The sequence below is a fragment of the Desulfovibrio desulfopostgatei genome (assembly GCF_053570645.1).
This window is the reverse complement of the sequence record NZ_JBRBQS010000002.1, coordinates 1,342,270-1,361,886: the sequence shown is the minus strand read 5'-3', so window position 1 is coordinate 1,361,886 and position 19,617 is coordinate 1,342,270. Positions and strand designations below refer to the sequence as shown.

The 19,617-nt window shown below is 57.1% G+C and carries 17 protein-coding genes and 1 tRNA gene; 4 read left to right on the top strand and 14 right to left on the bottom strand.

Going from position 1 to position 19,617, the window contains the following annotated elements; genetic code table 11:
* Nucleotides 1-32: 32 nt before the first annotated feature.
* The 7 genes from ACUZ9Q_RS06070 to rplM all read right to left on the bottom strand — a co-directional run bounded on the left by ACUZ9Q_RS06070 (nucleotide 33) and on the right by rplM (nucleotide 6,996).
* A complete protein-coding gene (locus ACUZ9Q_RS06070) occupies nucleotides 33-854 on the bottom strand; it encodes an ABC transporter ATP-binding protein (RefSeq protein ID WP_192111565.1) in 822 nt (273 codons plus the stop codon).
* Complete coding sequence (locus ACUZ9Q_RS06065) at nucleotides 851-1,888, bottom strand: branched-chain amino acid ABC transporter permease (RefSeq protein ID WP_022658658.1); 1,038 nt, start codon at nucleotides 1,886-1,888, stop codon at nucleotides 851-853. The genes ACUZ9Q_RS06070 and ACUZ9Q_RS06065 overlap by 4 nt, the downstream gene beginning before the upstream one ends.
* Nucleotides 1,888-2,781: a branched-chain amino acid ABC transporter permease gene (locus ACUZ9Q_RS06060; protein ID WP_022658657.1), complete on the bottom strand. Its 894-nt coding sequence runs from the start codon at nucleotides 2,779-2,781 to the stop codon at nucleotides 1,888-1,890. The genes ACUZ9Q_RS06065 and ACUZ9Q_RS06060 overlap by 1 nt, the downstream gene beginning before the upstream one ends.
* 123 nt (nucleotides 2,782-2,904) lie before the next feature.
* Nucleotides 2,905-4,050: an ABC transporter substrate-binding protein gene (locus tag ACUZ9Q_RS06055; protein ID WP_192111564.1), complete on the bottom strand. Its 1,146-nt coding sequence runs from the start codon at nucleotides 4,048-4,050 to the stop codon at nucleotides 2,905-2,907.
* A gap of 117 nt (nucleotides 4,051-4,167) precedes the next feature.
* Nucleotides 4,168-5,982: a YcaO-like family protein gene (locus ACUZ9Q_RS06050; protein ID WP_449247519.1), complete on the bottom strand. Its 1,815-nt coding sequence runs from the start codon at nucleotides 5,980-5,982 to the stop codon at nucleotides 4,168-4,170.
* Nucleotides 5,983-6,155: 173 nt separating this feature from the next.
* Nucleotides 6,156-6,548, bottom strand: coding sequence for a 30S ribosomal protein S9 (gene rpsI / locus ACUZ9Q_RS06045; RefSeq protein ID WP_192111562.1), 393 nt, complete (start codon nucleotides 6,546-6,548; stop codon nucleotides 6,156-6,158).
* 13 nt (nucleotides 6,549-6,561) lie between these two features.
* Nucleotides 6,562-6,996, bottom strand: coding sequence for a 50S ribosomal protein L13 (gene rplM / locus ACUZ9Q_RS06040; protein WP_192111561.1), 435 nt, complete (start codon nucleotides 6,994-6,996; stop codon nucleotides 6,562-6,564).
* A gap of 370 nt (nucleotides 6,997-7,366) precedes the next feature.
* On the opposite strand from rplM, the gene ACUZ9Q_RS06035 reads away from it, so the two are divergent.
* Both ACUZ9Q_RS06035 and ACUZ9Q_RS06030 read left to right on the top strand, forming a co-directional pair.
* Nucleotides 7,367-8,605 (top strand): HD domain-containing protein, encoded by a 1,239-nt coding sequence (locus ACUZ9Q_RS06035; RefSeq protein ID WP_300551405.1) that lies wholly within the window; start codon nucleotides 7,367-7,369, stop codon nucleotides 8,603-8,605.
* Between the two features lie 14 nt (nucleotides 8,606-8,619).
* On the top strand, nucleotides 8,620-9,372 hold the full coding sequence (locus ACUZ9Q_RS06030; RefSeq protein WP_215647736.1) for a translation initiation factor 2: 753 nt from the start codon (nucleotides 8,620-8,622) through the stop codon (nucleotides 9,370-9,372).
* A 179-nt stretch (nucleotides 9,373-9,551) separates the two neighbouring features.
* Here ACUZ9Q_RS06030 and ACUZ9Q_RS06025 read toward each other — a convergent pair whose 3' ends face one another.
* From ACUZ9Q_RS06025 to ACUZ9Q_RS06005, 5 genes are all read right to left on the bottom strand, one after another.
* On the bottom strand, nucleotides 9,552-11,579 hold the full coding sequence (locus ACUZ9Q_RS06025) for a methyl-accepting chemotaxis protein (protein ID WP_449247518.1): 2,028 nt from the start codon (nucleotides 11,577-11,579) through the stop codon (nucleotides 9,552-9,554).
* 557 nt (nucleotides 11,580-12,136) lie between these two features.
* Nucleotides 12,137-12,877 carry an RNA methyltransferase gene (locus tag ACUZ9Q_RS06020; protein WP_192111557.1) on the bottom strand — a complete coding sequence of 247 codons (741 nt, stop codon included), beginning with the start codon at nucleotides 12,875-12,877 and terminating at the stop codon, nucleotides 12,137-12,139.
* Between the two features lie 7 nt (nucleotides 12,878-12,884).
* Nucleotides 12,885-13,493 (bottom strand): DUF456 domain-containing protein, encoded by a 609-nt coding sequence (locus tag ACUZ9Q_RS06015; RefSeq protein WP_215647735.1) that lies wholly within the window; start codon nucleotides 13,491-13,493, stop codon nucleotides 12,885-12,887.
* Between the two features lie 18 nt (nucleotides 13,494-13,511).
* Nucleotides 13,512-14,810 (bottom strand): phenylacetate--CoA ligase family protein, encoded by a 1,299-nt coding sequence (locus tag ACUZ9Q_RS06010; RefSeq protein WP_022658646.1) that lies wholly within the window; start codon nucleotides 14,808-14,810, stop codon nucleotides 13,512-13,514.
* A gap of 83 nt (nucleotides 14,811-14,893) precedes the next feature.
* Entirely contained in the window at nucleotides 14,894-15,952 is a 1,059-nt protein-coding gene (locus tag ACUZ9Q_RS06005; protein ID WP_192111555.1) for a DUF1786 domain-containing protein, read from the bottom strand.
* 117 nt (nucleotides 15,953-16,069) lie between these two features.
* On the opposite strand from ACUZ9Q_RS06005, the gene ACUZ9Q_RS06000 reads away from it, so the two are divergent.
* Nucleotides 16,070-16,154: transfer RNA gene (locus tag ACUZ9Q_RS06000), tRNA-Leu, on the top strand.
* A gap of 327 nt (nucleotides 16,155-16,481) precedes the next feature.
* On the opposite strand, the gene aspA is transcribed toward ACUZ9Q_RS06000, so the two are convergent.
* Nucleotides 16,482-17,885 (bottom strand): aspartate ammonia-lyase, encoded by a 1,404-nt coding sequence (aspA, locus tag ACUZ9Q_RS05995; protein ID WP_449247517.1) that lies wholly within the window; start codon nucleotides 17,883-17,885, stop codon nucleotides 16,482-16,484.
* A 297-nt stretch (nucleotides 17,886-18,182) separates the two neighbouring features.
* Between aspA and ACUZ9Q_RS05990 the strand changes: the two genes are divergently transcribed.
* Nucleotides 18,183-18,338 carry an aldolase/citrate lyase family protein gene (locus ACUZ9Q_RS05990; protein WP_449247516.1) on the top strand — a complete coding sequence of 52 codons (156 nt, stop codon included), beginning with the start codon at nucleotides 18,183-18,185 and terminating at the stop codon, nucleotides 18,336-18,338.
* A 245-nt stretch (nucleotides 18,339-18,583) separates the two neighbouring features.
* Here ACUZ9Q_RS05990 and ACUZ9Q_RS05985 read toward each other — a convergent pair whose 3' ends face one another.
* On the bottom strand, nucleotides 18,584-19,588 hold the full coding sequence (locus ACUZ9Q_RS05985; protein WP_449247515.1) for a 4-hydroxy-2-oxovalerate aldolase: 1,005 nt from the start codon (nucleotides 19,586-19,588) through the stop codon (nucleotides 18,584-18,586).
* Nucleotides 19,589-19,617 lie beyond the last annotated feature (29 nt).

Here is a 19,617-nt window from a genome sequence, read left to right as displayed (position 1 = left end):
GACGGAGCAAGGCTCCGCCGCCCTTGCCACGGCTAAATGACTTTTTCCAGCGTGGCGTCCTCACCCAGATAGGCGCGGATAACAACGGGGTTGTTGCGTATAGATTCCGGCTCGCCCTCGGCGATCAAGGCGCCGTATTCCATGACCCAGATGTACTGGCACACGCCCATGACGACCTTCATGTCATGCTCGATCAGCAGAATGGTGAGGTCGAATTCGTCACGGATATGGCCGATAAAGTGCATGAGATCCAGGCTTTCCTGCGGATTCATGCCCGCTGCGGGTTCATCAAGCAGCAACAGTTTGGGCTCGGTGGCCAGAGCGCGGGCAATCTCAAGCCTGCGCTGCGCGCCGTAAGGCAGGCTGCCCGCCTGATCGTTGAGGTTGCCGCTCAGGTTTACCCGATCAGCAAGCTGCTTGCTTTTTTCCACAATGGCCGCTTCTTCCTTATAAAAAGCGGGGATGCCCAGAGGGGCCATCCACCAGGGGCAGCGGCGGCGCACATGACAGCCGACCATGATGTTTTCAAGCACGGTCATCTGCTGCGACAGGCGGATGTTCTGGAAAGTGCGGGCCATGCCCATGCGGCAGATTTCCGAGGGGCCAAGGCCCTTCACGCTCTTGCCGTCAAAAACCACGTCACCTTCCTGCGGGGTATAAAAACCGCTCAGAACATTAAAAGCGGTGGTTTTGCCCGCGCCGTTGGGGCCGATAATGCCCGCAATGGCGCCTTTGGGCAGGGAGATGGAAAGATCGCTCACGGCGGTCACGCCGCCAAAACGCATGGTTACGTCCTTGGCCAGCAACAGTGCGCCCTCGTAATTGGGAGCCTTGGGCAGATTAAAACCGCTCATGCCTTGCCCCTCCTGAAGAACGCGCCCATTGATTTCCAGGTCAGCTCACGGGTACCCATGATGCCCTCGCGCCGATAAAGAATAATGGCCAGCAGCACCAGCGAAAACACCACCATACGCATGCCGGGGATGCCGGGGATTTCAATAAAGCCCAGATCCATGGGTTCTTCAATGGCGCGCAGCCATTCAAGCAAGATGGTGATGACCGTAGCGCCGAGCAGGCTGCCCGTCAGCGAGCCAAGACCGCCAGCCACAACGAACATAAGCACGTTGAAGGTCAGCAAAAAGTTGAACATCTTGGGATCGATGGTGGAGAGGTGGGAGCCAAGCAGCGCCCCGCCCACACCGGCAAAAAACGCGCCCACGCAGAACGAAAGCACCTTGTAGCGGAACACGTTGATGCCCATGACCCTGGCGGCGATTTCGTTATCGCGTATACAGCGCATCACGTTTCCGAAATTGCTGAATATGAGCCGCGAAAGCACTATGAGCGTGAAGAGCATCCAGATATAGCACGAAAGCAGGCTGGCGTGCCCTGGAATGCCCTTGATGCCCAGCGAACCATTGGTGATGGACGTAGCGTTGACGATCATGACGCGGATGATTTCCGCAAAGCCGAGGGTGGCAATGCCAAGATAGTCATCGCCAAGCCGCAGCACTGGCACGGCGATGATAAAGGCAAAGATGGTGGCCACCAGCCCGCCAGCCAGCGCAGAAACCCAAAAAGGCGTAAACAGGTCGGAGAAAGGCCAGATGATGGGTTCAAGAATCCACATCATTTCTTTCTGCTCGGGGCTCAGGATGCACAAGGCCGAAACATACGCGCCAATGGCGATAAATCCGGCATGCCCCAAAGAGAAGAGCCCGGTAAACCCGTAGATCAGGTTGAGCGAAAGCGCCAGAATGGCGTTGATGAAAATGAGTTTGGCGATATAAATCTGATAATCGCCGAGAAAGCTTTCTGCCTGGGAGAGCACAAGGCCAAACAGCAGCATGACCATAATGCTCAGAATGGTGCTTCTGTTCAGGCGCATTAGATTTTCTCCTCCATTCGCTCACCCAGCAGCCCTGTGGGCTTGAACAGCAGCACGAACACCAGCAGCACAAAGGCGAAGGCGTCGCGGTACCCCGAAAGCTCAGGCATAAAGGCCACGGTCATGATTTCAACAAAGCCAAGGGCGACACCGCCGATAACAGCGCCCTGAATGGAGCCGATACCGCCGAACACTGCGGCAATAAAGGCCTTGAGGCCGGGCATGATGCCCATGTAGGGGTGCACCTGCGGGTAACGCAAGGCCCACATGATGCCCGAGGCCGCCGCCAGCGCTGAGCCTATACCAAACGTGAGGGCAATGATGTTGTCCACCCGCACACCCAGAAGGCGCGTGGTTTCAATATCTTTTGAAATGGCGCGCATGGCGAGGCCGGGCTTTGTGCGGTACACCACGTACAAAAGCACGGCCACAAGCACGATGGTCATGATCGGCACAAAGGCCGTAAGCGGCAGGATGCGTATGCCGCCAAGCTGCCATTCAGAAACCAGCCATTCGGGCTGCAACACGGGGCGGGGCTGGCCTGTAAAGACCACCACGGCGAGGCTTTCAATAAAAAATGATACGGCAATGGCGCTGATAAGCGCCGAAATACGCGGGGCGTCGCGCAAGGGTCTGTAGGCTATCCTTTCTACAAGGATGCCGAGCACGCTGGCGCCAAGAACGGCGACAACAGCGGCTACACCCCAGGGCCAGCCAAATGCGAACGTGCCGAAAAATACAAAGTACGCGCCGATCATCAAAATATCGCCGTGGGCAAAGTTGATCAGGCGCAGGATGCCGTAAACCATGGTGTAGCCGATGGCGATCAGCGCATACAGCGACCCAAGGGTCAGGGCGTTAAAGCAGTGCTGCAAAAACATATCAAGGCTCATGGGCCACCTCAGCGCCTCGCAACGGACAAAAGGCCACAATAGGCCCTTCCGCTCGAACAGCGGCAAAAAAATGAAAAAAGCACCCCGCGGCGAATATCGCCGCGGGGTTGATCTGTTGTTTACTTATTTGGGTGTAACTTCGCCCACGTAAACGCGCTTGCCATCTTTGTATTCAATGATGCCCACGGGCATTTCTGCGTCATGGGTCTTGTTGATGGTCAGCAGGCCCAGAGCGGTGGGCAGATCCTTGGTTTCTGCCAGAGCCTTGGTAATGGCCTTGGGATCAGAAGAGTTGGCGCGCTTGATGGCGTCAAGAATCAGGAAATAGGTGTTGTAGCCAAGAGCGCCGTTAACGTTGGTTTCCTTGTCAGGATAGGCGGTCTTCCACGCTTCGGTGAAGCGCTTGGCTTCGGGGCTCATGTTGGGCATGGCGGGGTCGTAGGGGAAGGTGGTGTGCAGGAAGCCTTCCGCAGCCTTGCCGCCCAGCTTGAGGGTGTCGGGGTTGTCCATGGCGTCCGCGCCCATGAGGCGGAACTTGGCGCCCAGTTCGCGGGCCTGCTTCATGATGATGGCGCCTTCGGCAAAGTAGGCGGGCATGAAGACGATGTCAGGCTTTTTGGCGATGAGTTCGGTCAGCTGGGCGGTGAAGTCCTGATCGCCGGAGCTGTACTTGAGGGTAGCCACGATTTCGCCGCCGAGCTTCTTGAAATCGCGGGTAAAGAAGCTGGAGAGGCCCACGGCGTAGTCGCTGGTCATGTCCATGAGCACGGCGGCCTTGCGGAAGCCGAGGGTTTCATAGGCATAGGTGGCGGCAGCAGCGCCCTGATAAGGATCGATGAAGCAGGCGCGGAAGTAGTACTTCTTGCCCTGGGTCACAAGGGGGTTGGTGCAGGAGGTGCCCACGCCGGGAACCGCGGCCTTTTCAGCCACTTCAGCGCCAGCCATGGCCAGCGAGGAACCGTAGGTGCCGATAAGGGCCACGACCTTGTCGCGTTCCACAAGGCGCTTCACGGCGTTGGCGGCTTCGACCTTGTCAGACTTGTTGTCAACCACCACCAGTTCAACGGGGCGGTCAAGAACCTTGGGCATTTCCTTATGGGCGAGACGCACGCCCTCAAGTTCGAGCTGGCCGCCAAAGGCATTCTGCCCGGTCAGGGGAAGGTACACGCCGATTTTGATGGGACCGGCATCAGCGGCAAGCGCCTGGCCGGCAACGCCGAAGGTCAGCGCCAGACCAGCCAGCGCGGCAAGAAATTTACCCAGTTTCATCCTAACCCTCCAAAGGTTGTGCGTTCAGAGCGGCCTGTTCACTTATGGGCCGGTCGCTCCCTACTATACCCGAGTTGCCGCCGGGCTGCAATTGTAATTAGCCGTACTTACGGCAACTCATAGACAACACGCGGCATAACGCGCAAAAAGGCGCGCGTCCGGCCTTGAGAACCTGTCCCACTCTGCCGTGAGGGCAAAACCGGGAACAATGGCCCTGACCACCGGGATATCAAAATCCTTGCGGGTCAGATCCACATAGAGAGGACTTCTGCCGTGCGCCGACAGTACCGACTCTAACAGACGGCGGTTGGCGCGGGGGGAGGGCAGGCTGTAATCCGGCAAATCCTCTAACACACGAACAGGCAGTCCCGCTAGTCCTGAAGCTGAAGGGCATGGGGGCTTGTTTTGCGCCGTTGAGTAGGGCCACGGGGTTTCGGTGAGAGCCGCCAGGGCAGCGCGCGCGCCGCAAAGATTGGCTCCTGTGGCCCGCGCGACAGTTCCGTCGCGCCCGGTGACAAAACACTGATACACTGGGAGCCCAAGCTCCGTGGTCAAATCCTGAAACTGCACGCGGATGCCGCAGGCGGCGTAGTCGTCAAGCAGCGACTGAATGAGCTGATCGCGGCTGCGCAGCATAAAACAGCGCGTGCGGCTGTAGGGAGTTGTGGCCTCGGCATCGCGCTCGGCGATTTCCGTAAGGGCGGCAACCACTGCTTCATCCATAATATTGCCCGATGCAAGGCCGGTGGAGCCGCCAGCAATAAACAGGGCCTGCTCGTCCAGATTGCAGAACAGAAAAACCGCCTGCGCAGGCACAAGAACAGTCGCGCCTGATGCGTCAGAGGCAGGGAGCCAGTGCAGGGGGGTATCAGTATAGGGAGCTTCCAGGGGCAGCAGATTGGGGTCGAGCGCCGCTCTACCCTGCTCCGCCAGCTCGGAAAAACGCGCAAGCGTCAGGGGCAGCTCTGTTTTGCGGCCAAGGATTGTTCCGGCATGGGCGGCAGTGCCGTCCCCCGGCCCAACGCTCACATAGGTGCTGGCGCGCTCCACAATTTCCATGGCGTAGGATGCGCGGGCCGCTGCCAGCGACAGGCCGCGCCCATAAGCTGTGGCCTTGCCCCGCAAGGTGTGGCGCACGGCACCGCTTGTCACGGCAATATCCACCTGCCAGCCGCGCAGCAGCGCAATGGGCGAAAGCGAAGCTTCATGGCGCATTTCCGGGCCATCCACAACGCCGTTTTCCATCAGCGCATCCACGGCGCGCAGGTATGTTTCCTGCGGCGGAGGCCGCTGCCAGGGTTCCCAGGCTTCGGCCTTGAGTTTTTCGTGCTGCCGGGCCAGTGCATCGGCATGCTCCGCCATGCGCCGGGCGGTGGCATCAAGCACTTCCCCGCTGAACAGGGAAGCTATGCCAGCCTCGTCCGGGCGCGGCAGGGAATGGTGCTCGCAGATATTGGCGCGGAACAGGGCGCTCCAGGCAGCGGCGATGGCGTGGTCAGGCAGGGTTGCAGCCCGCAGATACACGGCGGGACTGTAAGCGGCCAGCCGTTCGGCGGCATCAGGCGGAAAGGACGCGCAAAAGCCCTGGCCCTTCCCGGGCGATTCCGCGCCGAGCAAGGCGCACTCAGCCAGCAGGGCCGCCAGCACTGGACGGGTAAACTCGTTGCTGGCCGCGTCATAACAACTGGCGGCCAGAAGGTTCAGTTCGTCCTGTGCCTTGCCTGCGAGCAGTTTTAACAGATGCAGGTGCAGAAAGTCGTCCATCGGCGCGGCTTCAAGCCGTTCCAGCGCACGGTCAAAATCCAGATCTTCTGGCGGAACACAGGAAAAATAGCCGGTAGTGGCCTGCGTCTGCTCATGGGTGTAGGCATAGTCCAGCATCGGCAACACATCAGATGCGGAAGAAAAATTTGAAGTATTGTCGTTTTCCATAACACCACCACAGATGCGGCACTCCGCAGAGTAGCCGGGATTGGAGCGGGAGCGGCCCGGGCATTCCTACAAAACTGCTCGGGAACTCCGCCAAAAAAAAAGCGGGCCGACATGCGACCCGCTCAAAGGCAAAAAGGAAGCCCTCCCATAAAGAGGGCTTCCATAAAGGCATATTAACGCTTGGAGTACTGGTACCGGGCGCGGGCAGCGCGCAGGCCGTACTTTTTACGTTCTTTCTTGCGGGCATCGCGGGTAAGGAAGCCAGCTTTCTTGAGCATGGGGCGCAGGGCCGGATCGACCAGAAGCAGCGCACGGGAAATACCGTGGCGCACGGCTTCAGCCTGACCGGTAACGCCGCCACCGGCAACGTTCACGCGGATGTCAAACTTGTCGGACAGCTTGGCAAGAACCAGGGGCTGACGGATGATCATCTGCAGGGTCTTGCGAGGAAAATAATCCTCAAAGTTGCGGCCGTTTACCGTGATGCCGCCGGAACCGGCGTAGATGCGGGTACGGGCCGTAGCGGTCTTGCGGCGGCCAGTGCCGTATTCAAATTTCTCGCTCATGGCTCTTTACTCCTTAATGCGGCAGCGTCAGCGGCTGGGGATTCTGGGCCGTATGCGGATGTTCGGTCCCGGCGTAAATCTTCAGTTTCTTCAGCATGGCGCGGCCCAGACGATTCTTGGGCAGCATGCCTCGCACCGCAGCGGTCAGCACGCGGGCGGGCTTGTCGGCCAGCATGTCGCCGAGTTGGGTGGTCTTGAGGCCGCCCACCCAGCCAGAGTGCCGGTAGTACTTTTTGTCAGTCATCTTCTTACCGGTAACTTTAATCTTTTCGCAGTTAACAACCACGATAAAGTCACCGTTATCCATATGGGGAGCGAATTCGGGCTTATGTTTGCCGCGCAGGCGGTGGGCTATCTGGCTGGCCAGACGACCGAGCACCTGATCCTGAGCGTCAACCACGAACCATTCACGGTTGATGTCTTTGGGGGTGGGGCTGAACGTCTTCATCGGAGTGACTCCTCACATCTGCAAATATCAGCGGCCATAACGGCAGCAAAAAGATCCATTGCGCGATGTGCCGTCGAACGGGGATGACGACAATATCGCAGTAAAGGCAGCCTCAATACTATAAACGCCAATAGCTGTCAAGCATTCGCCTCCATCAGGGGCGAAAAACTGACCACTTTGGCGGTACACCGCAGCACCAGAACTCGCGGGTTGCAGGCGCAACCGCTCATCTCAATCGGGGCGCAACCTCACATGCCCTTGGCATATGCGGCTTTTTCCCGGTAACAGTGTTGAAGCTCTTGAGCTTTACCCCACTCCGCCCTATAGTGCAAACTGTTTTTTTGCGCAGCCATTTTTGGGGAGGCTTTTCATGCCTGTAATTCGCAAGAATCTTCTACAGCTTATTTTTTCCGGCGCGTACCTTTTACGCTGGAATGACAAGCTGCGGCCAGTGGAACTGCTTGAGATTGACAAGCAGGCGCACAAAATGCTCCTGGCCTGCGTGCTCTGGCACGAAAACTCCCGGCACATGACTGACCCGGAACGCACCGCGCTTGCAACAGAAATCATTGAGGGCGGGCTGTTTGACTATTTCTACCGGCTCATCATCACGGACATCAAGCCGCCCATCTTCTACAGGATCAAGGAAAACCCCGAACAGTTCCGCCAGTTGACCGAGCACGTGCTCGACAGGCTTGAGCCTTCGCTTGCGCCTCTTGGCCCCTTTTGGGAACGCATGCGCCAGTGGCACACCAGCCCGGATGACGACACGCTTGCGCGGCGCATTCTTACTGCTGCCCACCTCTTTGCCTCGCAGTGGGAGTTCAGGCTCATAGAGCCGCTTAACGCGCCGTTTGACGATGAAATGGGCGACATAGGCCAGTCGTTTCCCGATCGGCTGGATACGTTCACGGACTTGCGCGGCCTCGCCGCCATGCGCAGCCAGGGCACGGCCCTCTCGCGCCTTGCCAACCTGTGCGGGCAGTTGCGCTTTCAGGTGCGGTGGACGCAGGCCCCGCGCATTCCGGCCACGTCGGTTCTCGGCCATATGTTTATTGTGGCAAGCTACGCCTACTGTTTCAGTCTTGCCGTCGATGCCTGCCCGGCGCGCGCCAACAACAATTTTTTCTGCGGATTGTTCCACGACCTGCCGGAAGTGCTTACTCGCGACATCATCTCGCCGGTCAAGCAGTCCATTTCTGACCTGCCAAAAATCATCAAGGAATACGAAGATAAAGAACTGGAACGCCGCGTGTATGGCCCCTTGCGCGCTGAGGGCTTCACCTCGCTGGTGGAGCGTATTGAATACTACCTTGGCGCAGCTGTCGGTTCCGAATTTCAGGAATGCGTGCGCGAAAACGGCACAGTTCGCGCTGTTGAGGGCTTTCAGGCTCTTGCCGCATGCAACCGGGACGACCTGGATCCCAAGGACGGCCAGCTTGTTAAGGTTTGCGACAATCTGGCGGCTTTTCTGGAGGCGCACAGTTCCATCCGTAACGGCGTGTCCTCCCCCCACCTGCTGGAAGCCCGCGTGCGCCTGCTGAACCGCCTGCGCGAAAGTTCGCCCAATGTGCTGGGGCTGGATGCCCTGCTTGCCGACTTCGATTAACCCACACCACCTATATGAAAATTTCTACTCCCCCTGCCCGCTTCGCGGTTTTTCTGATTATAGCGGCAACCCTTGCCTGCCTGTTGCCCGCTGCATGGCCGCGCCCTTGCAATGCGCTTGCCATTTCCAAAGGATTGTCCTTTTATGCCAACGACCTGGAATATTATTACCAGCACCGTCGCACCGAGACGCTGCCAGGCATTTTGCGCACGTTTGACGGGCAAGGGGTGCTGAAAGACAGCCTCAAGCAGATCATGCTGGCAACCTTTCTGGCGCAGGTGCTGCGCGATGATCCGTCTGCCCGGCAACGCCTGTTGCCGCCCCAGCCCGGTCTGAGCCGCGATGGACGGCGTACTCTGGCCTGGATGGCCCATCTTGCGCAATTGCCTGATGAAGAAGAGCTGCTTGCCACCCTGCTGCAACCGGAGGAAAAGCTTCTCCTCCAGCAGATTCGGCACAGCCCCGCCTCGCTGGTCAACTGGGACATCTACTCGGAGAAATCCGTATTGCAGATGTATTGGGCGGCCTTTATGGCCTCTGGCAGCAATGAATTTCTTGATGTCATTATCCGTGCGGCCCTTCACTACGCCAAGCTGAATTCAGAAGGGCTGCGCAATAACGACTCATTTTCCGGCAGCGCCGCAGCAGCGGCCTCGCTGTACGACCTCGCGCCACGCCATCCAGCCGTACAAACCCGCCTTGAACAGTTTCTTAAAAATTGCAGCGGGCCAGAAGCTGAAACTTTGAAAACAATTCTGCGCAAATAGACCAAGGCGGGAGCAAGGTAACGTGAATATCTGACGGAAACCAGGGGGGCAACAATACACTGCAACCCCCTTTTGCCCTGACAGCCGAACAGTGCGGCGAGCACAGACCACAAAGAGTAAAGGCTCTGTTCCCGGAGGAACAGAGCCTTTATGCATCATGGCGGGTAAGCCGCTGGGGCTTAAGCCTTCTTCATATGTTCTATAAGATCCATGAGGTTGCGGGCCAGGGCGCGCAGGGATTCCAGTTCCTTCATGGCGACCTGCATGGATTGCGAAGTGCTGGCCGCAATGTGGTTAACATCAGCGACAGACCTGTTGATTTCTTCGCTGGTGGCAGACTGCTGCTCGCTTGCGGCGGCAATGGCCCGCACTTCATCGGCTGTCTGATCCACCATGCCAACGATTTCTTTCAGGGCTTCGCCAGACTTGTTGGAATACTCCGTGGCTTCAGAAATGTTGCCAACGGCCTTTTCCACCTGCTGAATGCTCTGGCCGGCGCTTTGTTGAATGGCCGCAATGGCGTTGCCCACATCGGTGGTGGAAGACATGGTCTTTTCCGCCAGTTTGCGCACTTCGTCAGCAACCACGGCAAATCCGCGCCCAGCCTCGCCCGCACGGGCGGCTTCAATAGCCGCATTCAGGGCCAACAGATTGGTTTGATCCGCGATATCTGAAATGACGCCCATGATCTGGCTGATGGCCTTGGCGTGGTCGTCCAGCTGGGCCATGCCGTCCCTGAGGGCCTGCGATTGCCGCTGCACTTCCTGAATACCCACCACGGCCCTGGACACAATCTCGGAACCGACCTCTGCTTTGCGCTTGGCGGCGTTGGAGATATCAGACGCCCCGCCGGCATTCTTGGCAACTTCAAGCACCGTGGAATTCATTTCTTCCATGGCGGTTGCGGTTTCCGCCAATCGGCTTGCGGCATGGTCAAGAGCACCGCTGGTGTTTTCCACCTGCTCGGAGATATCGCTGATGGAGACGTTAAGCTGCTCCACAACCTCTTCTATCTGGGCAGCAGCGCTGATCATACCCTCGCGCTTGGCCTGCTCCGCCTGTGCCTGGGCCACACGGGCCTCTTCCATGGCGAGCTTGGCTTCTTCACCCCTCTTGTGGGCTTCCTCTGCCTTTTCGCTGGCATCGTGCACCAACTTGCGCAGATTATCTTCCATCGTGCGCAAGGAATCTGCCAGTTGGCCCATGTCGTCGCGGCTGTATACGTCAAGCTGCGCTTCGTTGTTGCCATCGGCCACAGCCTGCGCATAGGCGGTTATTTTGCGTATGGGGGCACTGATCTTGAGGCCGAGAACAAACGAAAGAATCAGCTGGAAGACCAGCAGGCCCACGCCAATCCATATGGAATTGCTTATGGCCACGCGTTCCAGACGCTGCAATTCGTCAATGGGCATGCCTACAAACCACATGCCCACAATTTTGCCGTTGGCATCTTTGACTGGCCAGTAGGCAGAATTGTAGTCAACACCAAGGATATTATTATGCGAATACACCGTTTCGCCGCGCTCAAGCACGGCCTTGAGGATTTCAGGCGATTGCAGCTTGGTGCCGATTGCGCGTTTGCCATCCTGCATGATGGTTGTCATAACACGTGTATCACCCTTAAAAATGGTGACGTTGACGCCAGAAAGCTTTTTGAGCCAGTCAAGATAGGCAGGCGTAACAAGCGAAGTGCCAATAGATACACTGCCCACAAGCTTGCCATCGTGCATTACAGGAAAGCTGGCCCGGATGGTGAACGGCACCTCCGTGCCAGCCACTACGGCAACGGCGGGCTTGCCCGTGAGGGCAATAACCACGGTTTCCTGATTGGTAACGCTGTCGCCGTGCTTTTTGGAATGCCCACGGCCTATGACTATCCCCTTCTCATCGGTGATGGTCATAAAATCCGACCCGGCCTTTTTCATCAGGACTGAGCCGATCTTGACCGCCGCATCAGTGTTTTTTTCAGCGACAGCCTTGGCAAAGTCATCATCTTCAGCAATAAGATCAGCACTTTGTAAAAACTTTTGGGCTGTAGTTTCATTGGCAGAACTGATGACCTGCTGCATCCTTACGATGCCCTTGTTCAGTTCGTCTTCGATCGGAACTTTCATGAAGTAGATTGAGACAAAAAGCACAACGCCACAGCATGTAATCAGCGCGCCGAATAGCGATCCGACATATGTGTGCGCAATAGTCCAACGCATGCCATTCTCCTTGCCAGAAACGTCCACCACAAAAAATTTACCGTATCATAACGCCATGTGGCCGGTGCAGACCAGCCGCCAACGCTCACCCTCGGCGTGCAAAACTCTGCACGGGGCTTACGGCCAGCTTCATTAGAGATAAGTGATCTTCAATCTCCTTAACGGCATGGTTAAAAAAATTAATAGGCCGCAGGTCAAGTTAATTACGAAAAAACGATTTCTACTACATAAAACAGATAACACAAAACATACGGTTATATTACCAGATACACAAGCTTGGTCAATGGGCACAACTTGTTTGCTTGTTGCATAGAAAAAATTTCACACATAAATCTAATCTGTTAACGAACAAACTCCGCTCAAAAGATTGTGATTTTTTTTTCAATCAACCCGTTTTTTAGTGCCACCAGCGGGCGCTGTCCATTGTCGAAAAAAATAAAAAAAAGTTGCAGGTCAGCATTGCGCTCAATAAAAAAAGCCCGTTCCTGCGTCCTCACAGCATTATGCCATGCATGGGGAGCAAGAGCGGGCTTTTGAAAAGCCTGTATAAAAAAAAATCAGTCTGGCAACTTGTGACGTACCTGACGGCACAGGCCCATCAGGGCATCATACTCGTGCCGCAACAGTCCTGCCCTGCTAAAAAGACGCCGCCAGGGCATGAGGAAGTAATCAGGATTGTCGCCATGCAGATAATCAAGACGAAGCAGCATATCCTTCAGTGATTCCATAAGCCTTTCCTGTTCCGCAGCAGTGGCCGCCTTGCCGCCGCGCGGCTCGTCCGAGGGCTTTTCGCCATGCCGCAGGGCACGAACGGCGTTGGCGCATGCGTAGCTCAGCAGCAGCACTGCCTGGGCAAGGTTGAGGGAGCTGGCAGCCGGGTCTGTGGGAATAGTCACCAAACGGTGGCAGTGCATGATTTCGTCATTGTTGAGGCCGCGATCTTCCGGGCCAAAAACAAAGGAAACCCTCTCGCCCCTTGCAAGAACGGCAGCGGCCTCGCGCGCGGCCTGCTCCGGCGAAAGCAGAGCCTGACGCCAGCCGCCCACGCGCGCGGTGGTGCCAAACACCAGTGCGCTTTGGGCCACGGCCTGCGCTACGTCTTCATGCACTTCCACGGCATCCAGAATGTCCTGCCCCTTGGGCGTTGCCAGAGGGCGCGCCTTTTCCCTGTCCCACCGTTCCGGATCGACAAGGCGCAAGGTGGGGCAGCCCATGTTGACGCAGGCGCGGGCAGCCATGCCTATGTTTTCAGGAAAGCGCGTTTTGACCAATACAACTTCAAGACCTTGCAGCAGCATCATAACCTCAGCACAGGCCCCGCAGCAGCGTCAGCAAGACCTGCGTGGGAGCTTCGGGAGAAAAAGCCGGGGGCATCTGGGGCGGCAGTTTGGGCCAGATACGCCCGGCAGCCAGAGCCAGCATGGCCCCGCCTGCGCCGCACTTGCACACTGTGCCGAGAAATCGGCCCATCATGGCGCCAAAGGCCGCGTCCAGCGCTTCGCGCAGGGGGCGCCCCTTGAGGTGTTCCACAACAAAACAGCCTGTCCACGCCCCAGCCAGCGCACCGATAAGCGCCCCAAGCCCAAAAAAGAGCGGCGCAAGCAGAATGGCCCCCGCTATGGCCCCAATCATCCCCGCAAACGTGCCGGAAGAACTGGAGCCATAGCGTTTGGCCTTGAGTATCTGCATGCCCATTTCCAGGGCTTCGCCCACAAGGGCTATGCCCACCATCATAATCCAGAACCAGACATCCATGGAGGTCGCGCCGGGATGCACCACCTTCCACAACGCCACAAGCCCCAGCAGCACCCAGTTGGCGGGCAGCCCAAAAATGTTGAGCAGCAGCACAAAGCACAGCAGCGTTATGAACGCCCCGGCCAACAATGAAGCCAGGGGAAAAGGCAGAAAATCCATGCGGCTCTCCGGTCGCTGTTAGTTTTTGTTGCGCATATCCTGCAAGCGCACGGCCTTGCCCTCGGTACGCGGCAGGCTGTTGCTCTCCACAAGCTCGACCCTGGGCGTGATGAGGATTTCATCACGCAGGCGCGAGGCAATGGCTTTTTGCAGGTTTTGCAGCACGCGCATGTCTTCGACAAAATGCTCGTCGCGGATTTCGATCTGCACGCGCATGACATCGCCAAGGCCATCGTTCTCAAGCAGAATCAGGTAGCTCTGACCCACTTCGGCAAAGGTCATGATAACCTGCTCAATCTGCATGGGGTAGATATTGACGCCCTTGATGATAAACATATCGTCCGCGCGGCCAAGGATGCGGTCTATGCGGCGGTGCTTGCGGCCACAGGCGCATTCCCCCGGCAAAAAGCGCGTAAGGTCGCGAGTGCGGTAACGCAGGATGGGCATGCCCTGACGGCACAGGCAGGTCATGACAAGTTCGCCCACTTCGCCCTCGGGCATGGGCTCGCCAGTTTCGGGATCGACTATTTCAGGGATATAGGCGTCTTCCCACAGGTGCATGCCCGCCTGGTGCAGGCACTCAAAGCCCACGCCGGGGCCGTTCATTTCAGACAGGCCGTAGGAGTTGTAGGCCTTCATGTCAAAAAGGTCTTCAATACGGCGGCGGAATTCTTCGGTATACGGCTCCGCACCCACAAGGGCGATACGCAGGGGGAATTGACGCGGGTCTTCGCCCATGTTGCGCAGGTGCTCACCCAGAATGAGTGCGTATGAAGGCAGAATGTGGGCCACCGTGGTGCGGAAATCCTTGGCAAGCTTGATCTGGCGGCGCGAGTTGCCAGCCCCGGCGGGGATGGTCATGCAGCCCAGACGCTCCGCGCCAAAATGGATGCCAAGGCCGCCCGTGAACAGCCCGTAGCCGGACATATTCTGAAAAACGTCGTCCCGGCGCACGCCAACCATGTGGATGCTGCGCGCCATAAGGTCGGCCCAGGAATTGATGTCGTTCTGCGTGTGGCAGATGGCCACGGGCGAACCGGTGGTGCCGCTGGAGCAGTGCATGCGCACGATCTCGGACTGCGGCACGCACAAAAGCCCCGTGGGGTACTGGGAACGCAGATCCTGCTTTGTGGTAAAGGGGATGCGCCGCAGATCATCCAGACTGCGGATGGAATCCGGCCCAACGCCCGCTTCGTCCAGGCGCTGACGGTAAAAATCGCACTTGCGCGTCTGGGCCACTGTGCTTCTCAGCCGCGAAAGCTGGGTCTGCTCAATCTGATCCCTGCTCCAACACTCCGCCTCATCAAAGAATTCCATGCCGCCTCCTCAGCTTCATGCCGCAACGCCCCAAGGCGCGCCAGCTTGTAATGCGTATCCACCCGCCGTGGCGGGAAAAAAAGCTACTCCCCGGCCCGGGTGTGCGCCCATCCCCAGATAAGGCCGAAACATCCGGCGATCATCATATCGCCGTGCGGGGCCAGAAAACGCCCCTGCCCTTGCAGCAGCGCGCGCTTTGGCCCGGTGATGTAGGTTGGTTCATAGCCGCCGGCTTCTTCACAATACGGGCCAAAAGCCGTGCCGTGCCCGCCGGAGGCCTGCACCTCTTCTGTGGGCAGCCAGTGCTTGCGGAACTGTTCAAGATCACCCAGCAGTTGCTCCAGAGTGCGCATGCCGGTGTGATGCTCGTAAATTCCGCGCACCTGTCCCTTGTATACCAGCGCAGCCACTGTATGCCCGTTGCCCACATTAATGACCGTAATGCCCTGCCGATAACTGCGATCCATCACTTCCTTGTCGCACAATGCGCCGAGCAGCGCACTGGCCCCGGTGTCCGCAACCGGGCCGCCTGTTTTATCGTGCAGGGGCACAAGGCGCGTCAGCGAAGGCGGCGGTGTTTCATATATCCAGCGCCGGGGATCAGAAGATGCGGCCAGCAGTTCCGTCCATGCGCGCATGCGCGCCTGGCGGTTGCCGTGGGTATGAAAGCCGTGATCCTGCGCAGCGGTCAGCACCAGATGCGGCAGGGGCAGCCCGGCATGACGCAGCAGTCCGCCCCAGAATTCCGGCGAATAATCGGTGAGAAAGACCGGCACGCTGCCATCGGGGCAGCTGGAACGCACTTCCACGCCGATTTTGCGCACGACTTCTTCATTGTCATGAATACCGCGCGTGGCCGCTGCTGTTGCACTGACAGAAAGACCCGCCGCCAAATGTTCCTTGATTGCCTGGGTAAAGCCGCCACCCATGTTGGCGCCGTAAAGCCAGATATTGCGTTTGAGCAGGGTCAGCTCACGAATGCGCTGTGCAACAAGCCGTGCGGGCGCTGGCAAAACAAAGCGCGGCCAGTTCTCGCACTCAAGGCCGGGACGGGCCAAAAGGGCATCCTGAGTGCCGCTGCCTATATCTACGCACAGCACAGGCCCTGTGCCGCGCAAAAACTTTTGAACTATTTCGTCCATACTCACCTCTCATGAACGAAAAAATCTACCTGTATCAACCTTCAAGCGCAAGTCTTGATAACTTTTTGAAAAAAAAGCTTGCCAAGCATTTCAGTTTGCAGTAGTACATCTTCTCGCGCCGAGGTGGTGGAACTGGTAGACACGCTATCTTGAGGGGGTAGTGAGGATTCTCGTGCGGGTTCGAGTCCCGCCCTCGGCACCATTTGAACTCAGAGAGAGTTCAAAGAAGCCCGTTAAGCTGACAGCTTAGCGGGCTTTCTTCTTTTCAGGCTTCTGTCCAGTTCAAGCAATTCTGACTTGCCTCTCTCCGCTTGGGGACGCTTTGCCCCCGTCTTCATTTCAAAAAGTTACCGGGAAGATTGATTCCGCAAGGTTAAACAAAAAAACAAACCTTACGGGCGCAGCCAAGCAAACCGAAGAGCTTTCCGCGGTCTGATTCATTTTCAGCGTAAAATATTCCGCCTAGGTGCAGCGCGGCAACGCGCAGGACTGGGCGGATTGCCCCGTAGCGTTACCGCAAGGTTGTATTTTACAGGTGCGCGCGGCTTGGGCGTGTCATGCTTTCGGGCGAAAGCAGTTTCTCAAGTTGTTCCGCAGTCATCACGCCATGCGCAAGCGCCACTTCAGAAACGGATTTATTGGTATCCAAGGCTTCTTTGGCGATTGCCGCCGATTTTTCGTAACCGATAACCGGCACAAGATTGGTCACGATACCGATGGAATTTATTACGAGTTCCAGGCAGCGTTCCCTGTTGGCGGTAATGCCTTCCACACATTTTTCCCCGAGCGTTCTGCATCCGATGCCCAGACGTTCCACCGCCAAAAAAAGCGTGTGGGCAATTATCGGCTCCATGACATTCAGTTCAAGCTGCCCAGCCTCTGCGGCCATGGTTATAGTCATGTCCTTGCCAATGACGTCAAAGCAAATTTGGTTGATCACCTCGGGAATGACGGGATTGACCTTGCCGGGCATGATGGATGAACCCGGCTGCCGGCGCGGCAGGTTTATCTCGTTAATGCCCGTGCGCGGGCCGGAAGACAGCAGACGAAGATCATTGCAGATTTTTGAAAGTTTGACGGCAAAACGCTTGAGCACTCCCGAAATCTGCACATAGCTGCCTGTGTCCCATGTGGCTTCAATCAAGTTGTCTGACGTCACCACATTGAGCCCGATAAGGTTACTGAGATGATTGCAGACAATACGCGAATAATCTGAAGGCGCGTTGATGCCGGTGCCAATGGCAGTGGCCCCAAGGTTGATTTCAAGAAGCAGTTTACGATTTTTTTCAACGCGCAGAATGTCTTCGCCGATGGTTGTTGCGTAAGCCGAAAATTCCTGGCCCAGCGTCATGGGCACGGCGTCCTGCAACTGGGTGCGGCCCATCTTTACCACATCGGCAAATTCCACGCCTTTGCGCGCAAAGCAGCCCTGAATATACCGCATGTGCTCCATAAGGTTGGTCAGCTCGGCATACAGAGCCAGCCTGAAGGCTGTTGGATAGGCATCGTTGGTGGATTGGGAACAGTTGACGTGGTTGTTGGGGTGGCAATACTGGTAATCGCCCTTTTCATGACCCATGATTTCCAGGGCGCGATTGGCAATAACCTCATTGGCGTTCATATTGGTGGAGGTACCAGCCCCACCCTGAATGGTATCCACCGGAAACTGGTCATGCAGCTTGCCCGCCAGCAGTTCATCGCACGCGGCGCAGATGGCCTTGCTTATGTTTGCAGGCAATGCGCCCAGTTCCGCATTGGCAAGGGCCGCAGCCTTTTTTACGTAAGCCAAAGCCCTTATCAGCGATGGGCATTGGGAAATTGTGCGGCCAGAAATACTGAAGTTCTGCACGGCCCGCATGGTTTGCACACCATAATAGGCATTGGCAGGGATTTTCATTTCGCCAAGAAAATCGTGTTCTACACGCGTTTTCATTTTTTGCTCCAAGGTAGCGGCCATAAGCAGACTGCGCCGCAATACCAAAATGGGTTTTGCGCTTTCCCCGTAAAGGTCCTAGGGGTACTCTGCAAGTAAGACAGTCAGGCTGTGTATACCTGAACCCTACCTTGGCAACAAGCATTTGCGGCGCGAGACCGCAGAGATGCCCGTGGGTTATACTTCCGCTTTCAGGATTCCAGCGGAAATGGCGGCCACGCGCGATTACGATTGGCTGTTGATTGACGGAGACATGCGCCAAACACTGCGTAGACGCTTCTAGCGCTGCTGGAGCAGATGCTGGATTTTGGCGCGCAGACCGTTCTGGTCCCCATGGTGGACACTGCGGACGACGCCCGCCGCATGGTGAACGCCCATCGGTATCCCCTCATGGCGTGCGCGGCGGTGGAGCCAGCATTGCACGGGCTCCACGTGGAGCCGCGTACCCAGTGACATTGCGCAGGCGGAGAAAACCTGTGCCTGCTTGTTCAGATTGAACGCCGCAAGGCGCTTGAAAATCTGGATGAGATCATAAAGGTGATCCCTCGCACCCAGCAACACCGCTGAGTATGTTCCCACCAGCGGGGGCCACGCTATTAACAGCGCGGCCCCCGCTTTTTACTGCATAACATAATACGGTTGCGCACATCGAAAAAGGGATCACGCCAGGAACCGCAGTGCACGGACGGGCACAAGCCCTACAGGCAACGCGCGGCAGCAAGCTTGGATGCGTGCTGCTTTATGAGGTCTTTAGAAGGATTTTTGCGGTTTTCAGCAGAAACGGCCATGGTAAGGCGAAAGATATCTACGCCATACTCCTTTGAAGCTTCGCGCAATGCCGCAGTATTGGAAGAATGACATCCCGCAAGGCCAAACACCAGATCAAGGGGCACGACAGGCGCCCTGTAATTGTGTTTTTCCATGGCGGGCGCGAGCTTTTCATCAATGAACCGCAAAAGAACATTCAGATCAGCCGTGCGAACCCCGAGCCGGTCAAAAACGGCTACCGCAATCTCCGTTGCCAAATTACCCGCGCTGCGGGCCATGCCCATCAAACCACAGTCAATTATGGCGGCACCTTCCCTGAAAGCCGCAACTGCGTTGGGCACGGACATACCCAGATTGTTATGCCCGTGGAAACCTACGGAAATACTCACCCGCCGCACCATTTTCTTTACATAGTTGCAGACTTCATCCGGCATCATGGTTCCTGCGGAATCCATAATGGTCACCATATCTACGCCCATATCCTGCAATCGCGCGGCCTCGTCGGCCAGAGCATCAGGGCTGAGCACATAGGCCTTCATCAATGAATAGCAGGCCTCGAGCTTGTGCTTTTTTACCAGTTCAACGGCCTGACGTGCCTTGTCGGCATCTCCTGCATTGGCCCCCACACGTAAAAAACTCAGGCCAGCCTCTGCGGCCGCCGCCACACGTGCTTCCGTAGCGTTGCCAGCGAGAATGAACATACCCAAACGAGCCTTATCCACCAGCGGCTTGCCCAGGGTCATGTATTGGGCATCCGTCAACGGGGCGACCTTGCCCTGCTCTTCGCCCGCGCCAATGCCATTGGCATTGCCGTATTCGATATACCGTACGCCGCAATCAACAAGCCCTTTCAGCATAAGTTCCGTCAGATCAGCCGGAAACCCGTTGCCAAGCACATTGCCGCCGTCACGAAGGGTGCAATCAAAAAGTTCCATATATTTCTCCAGAGCACTGTCGTTTAAAG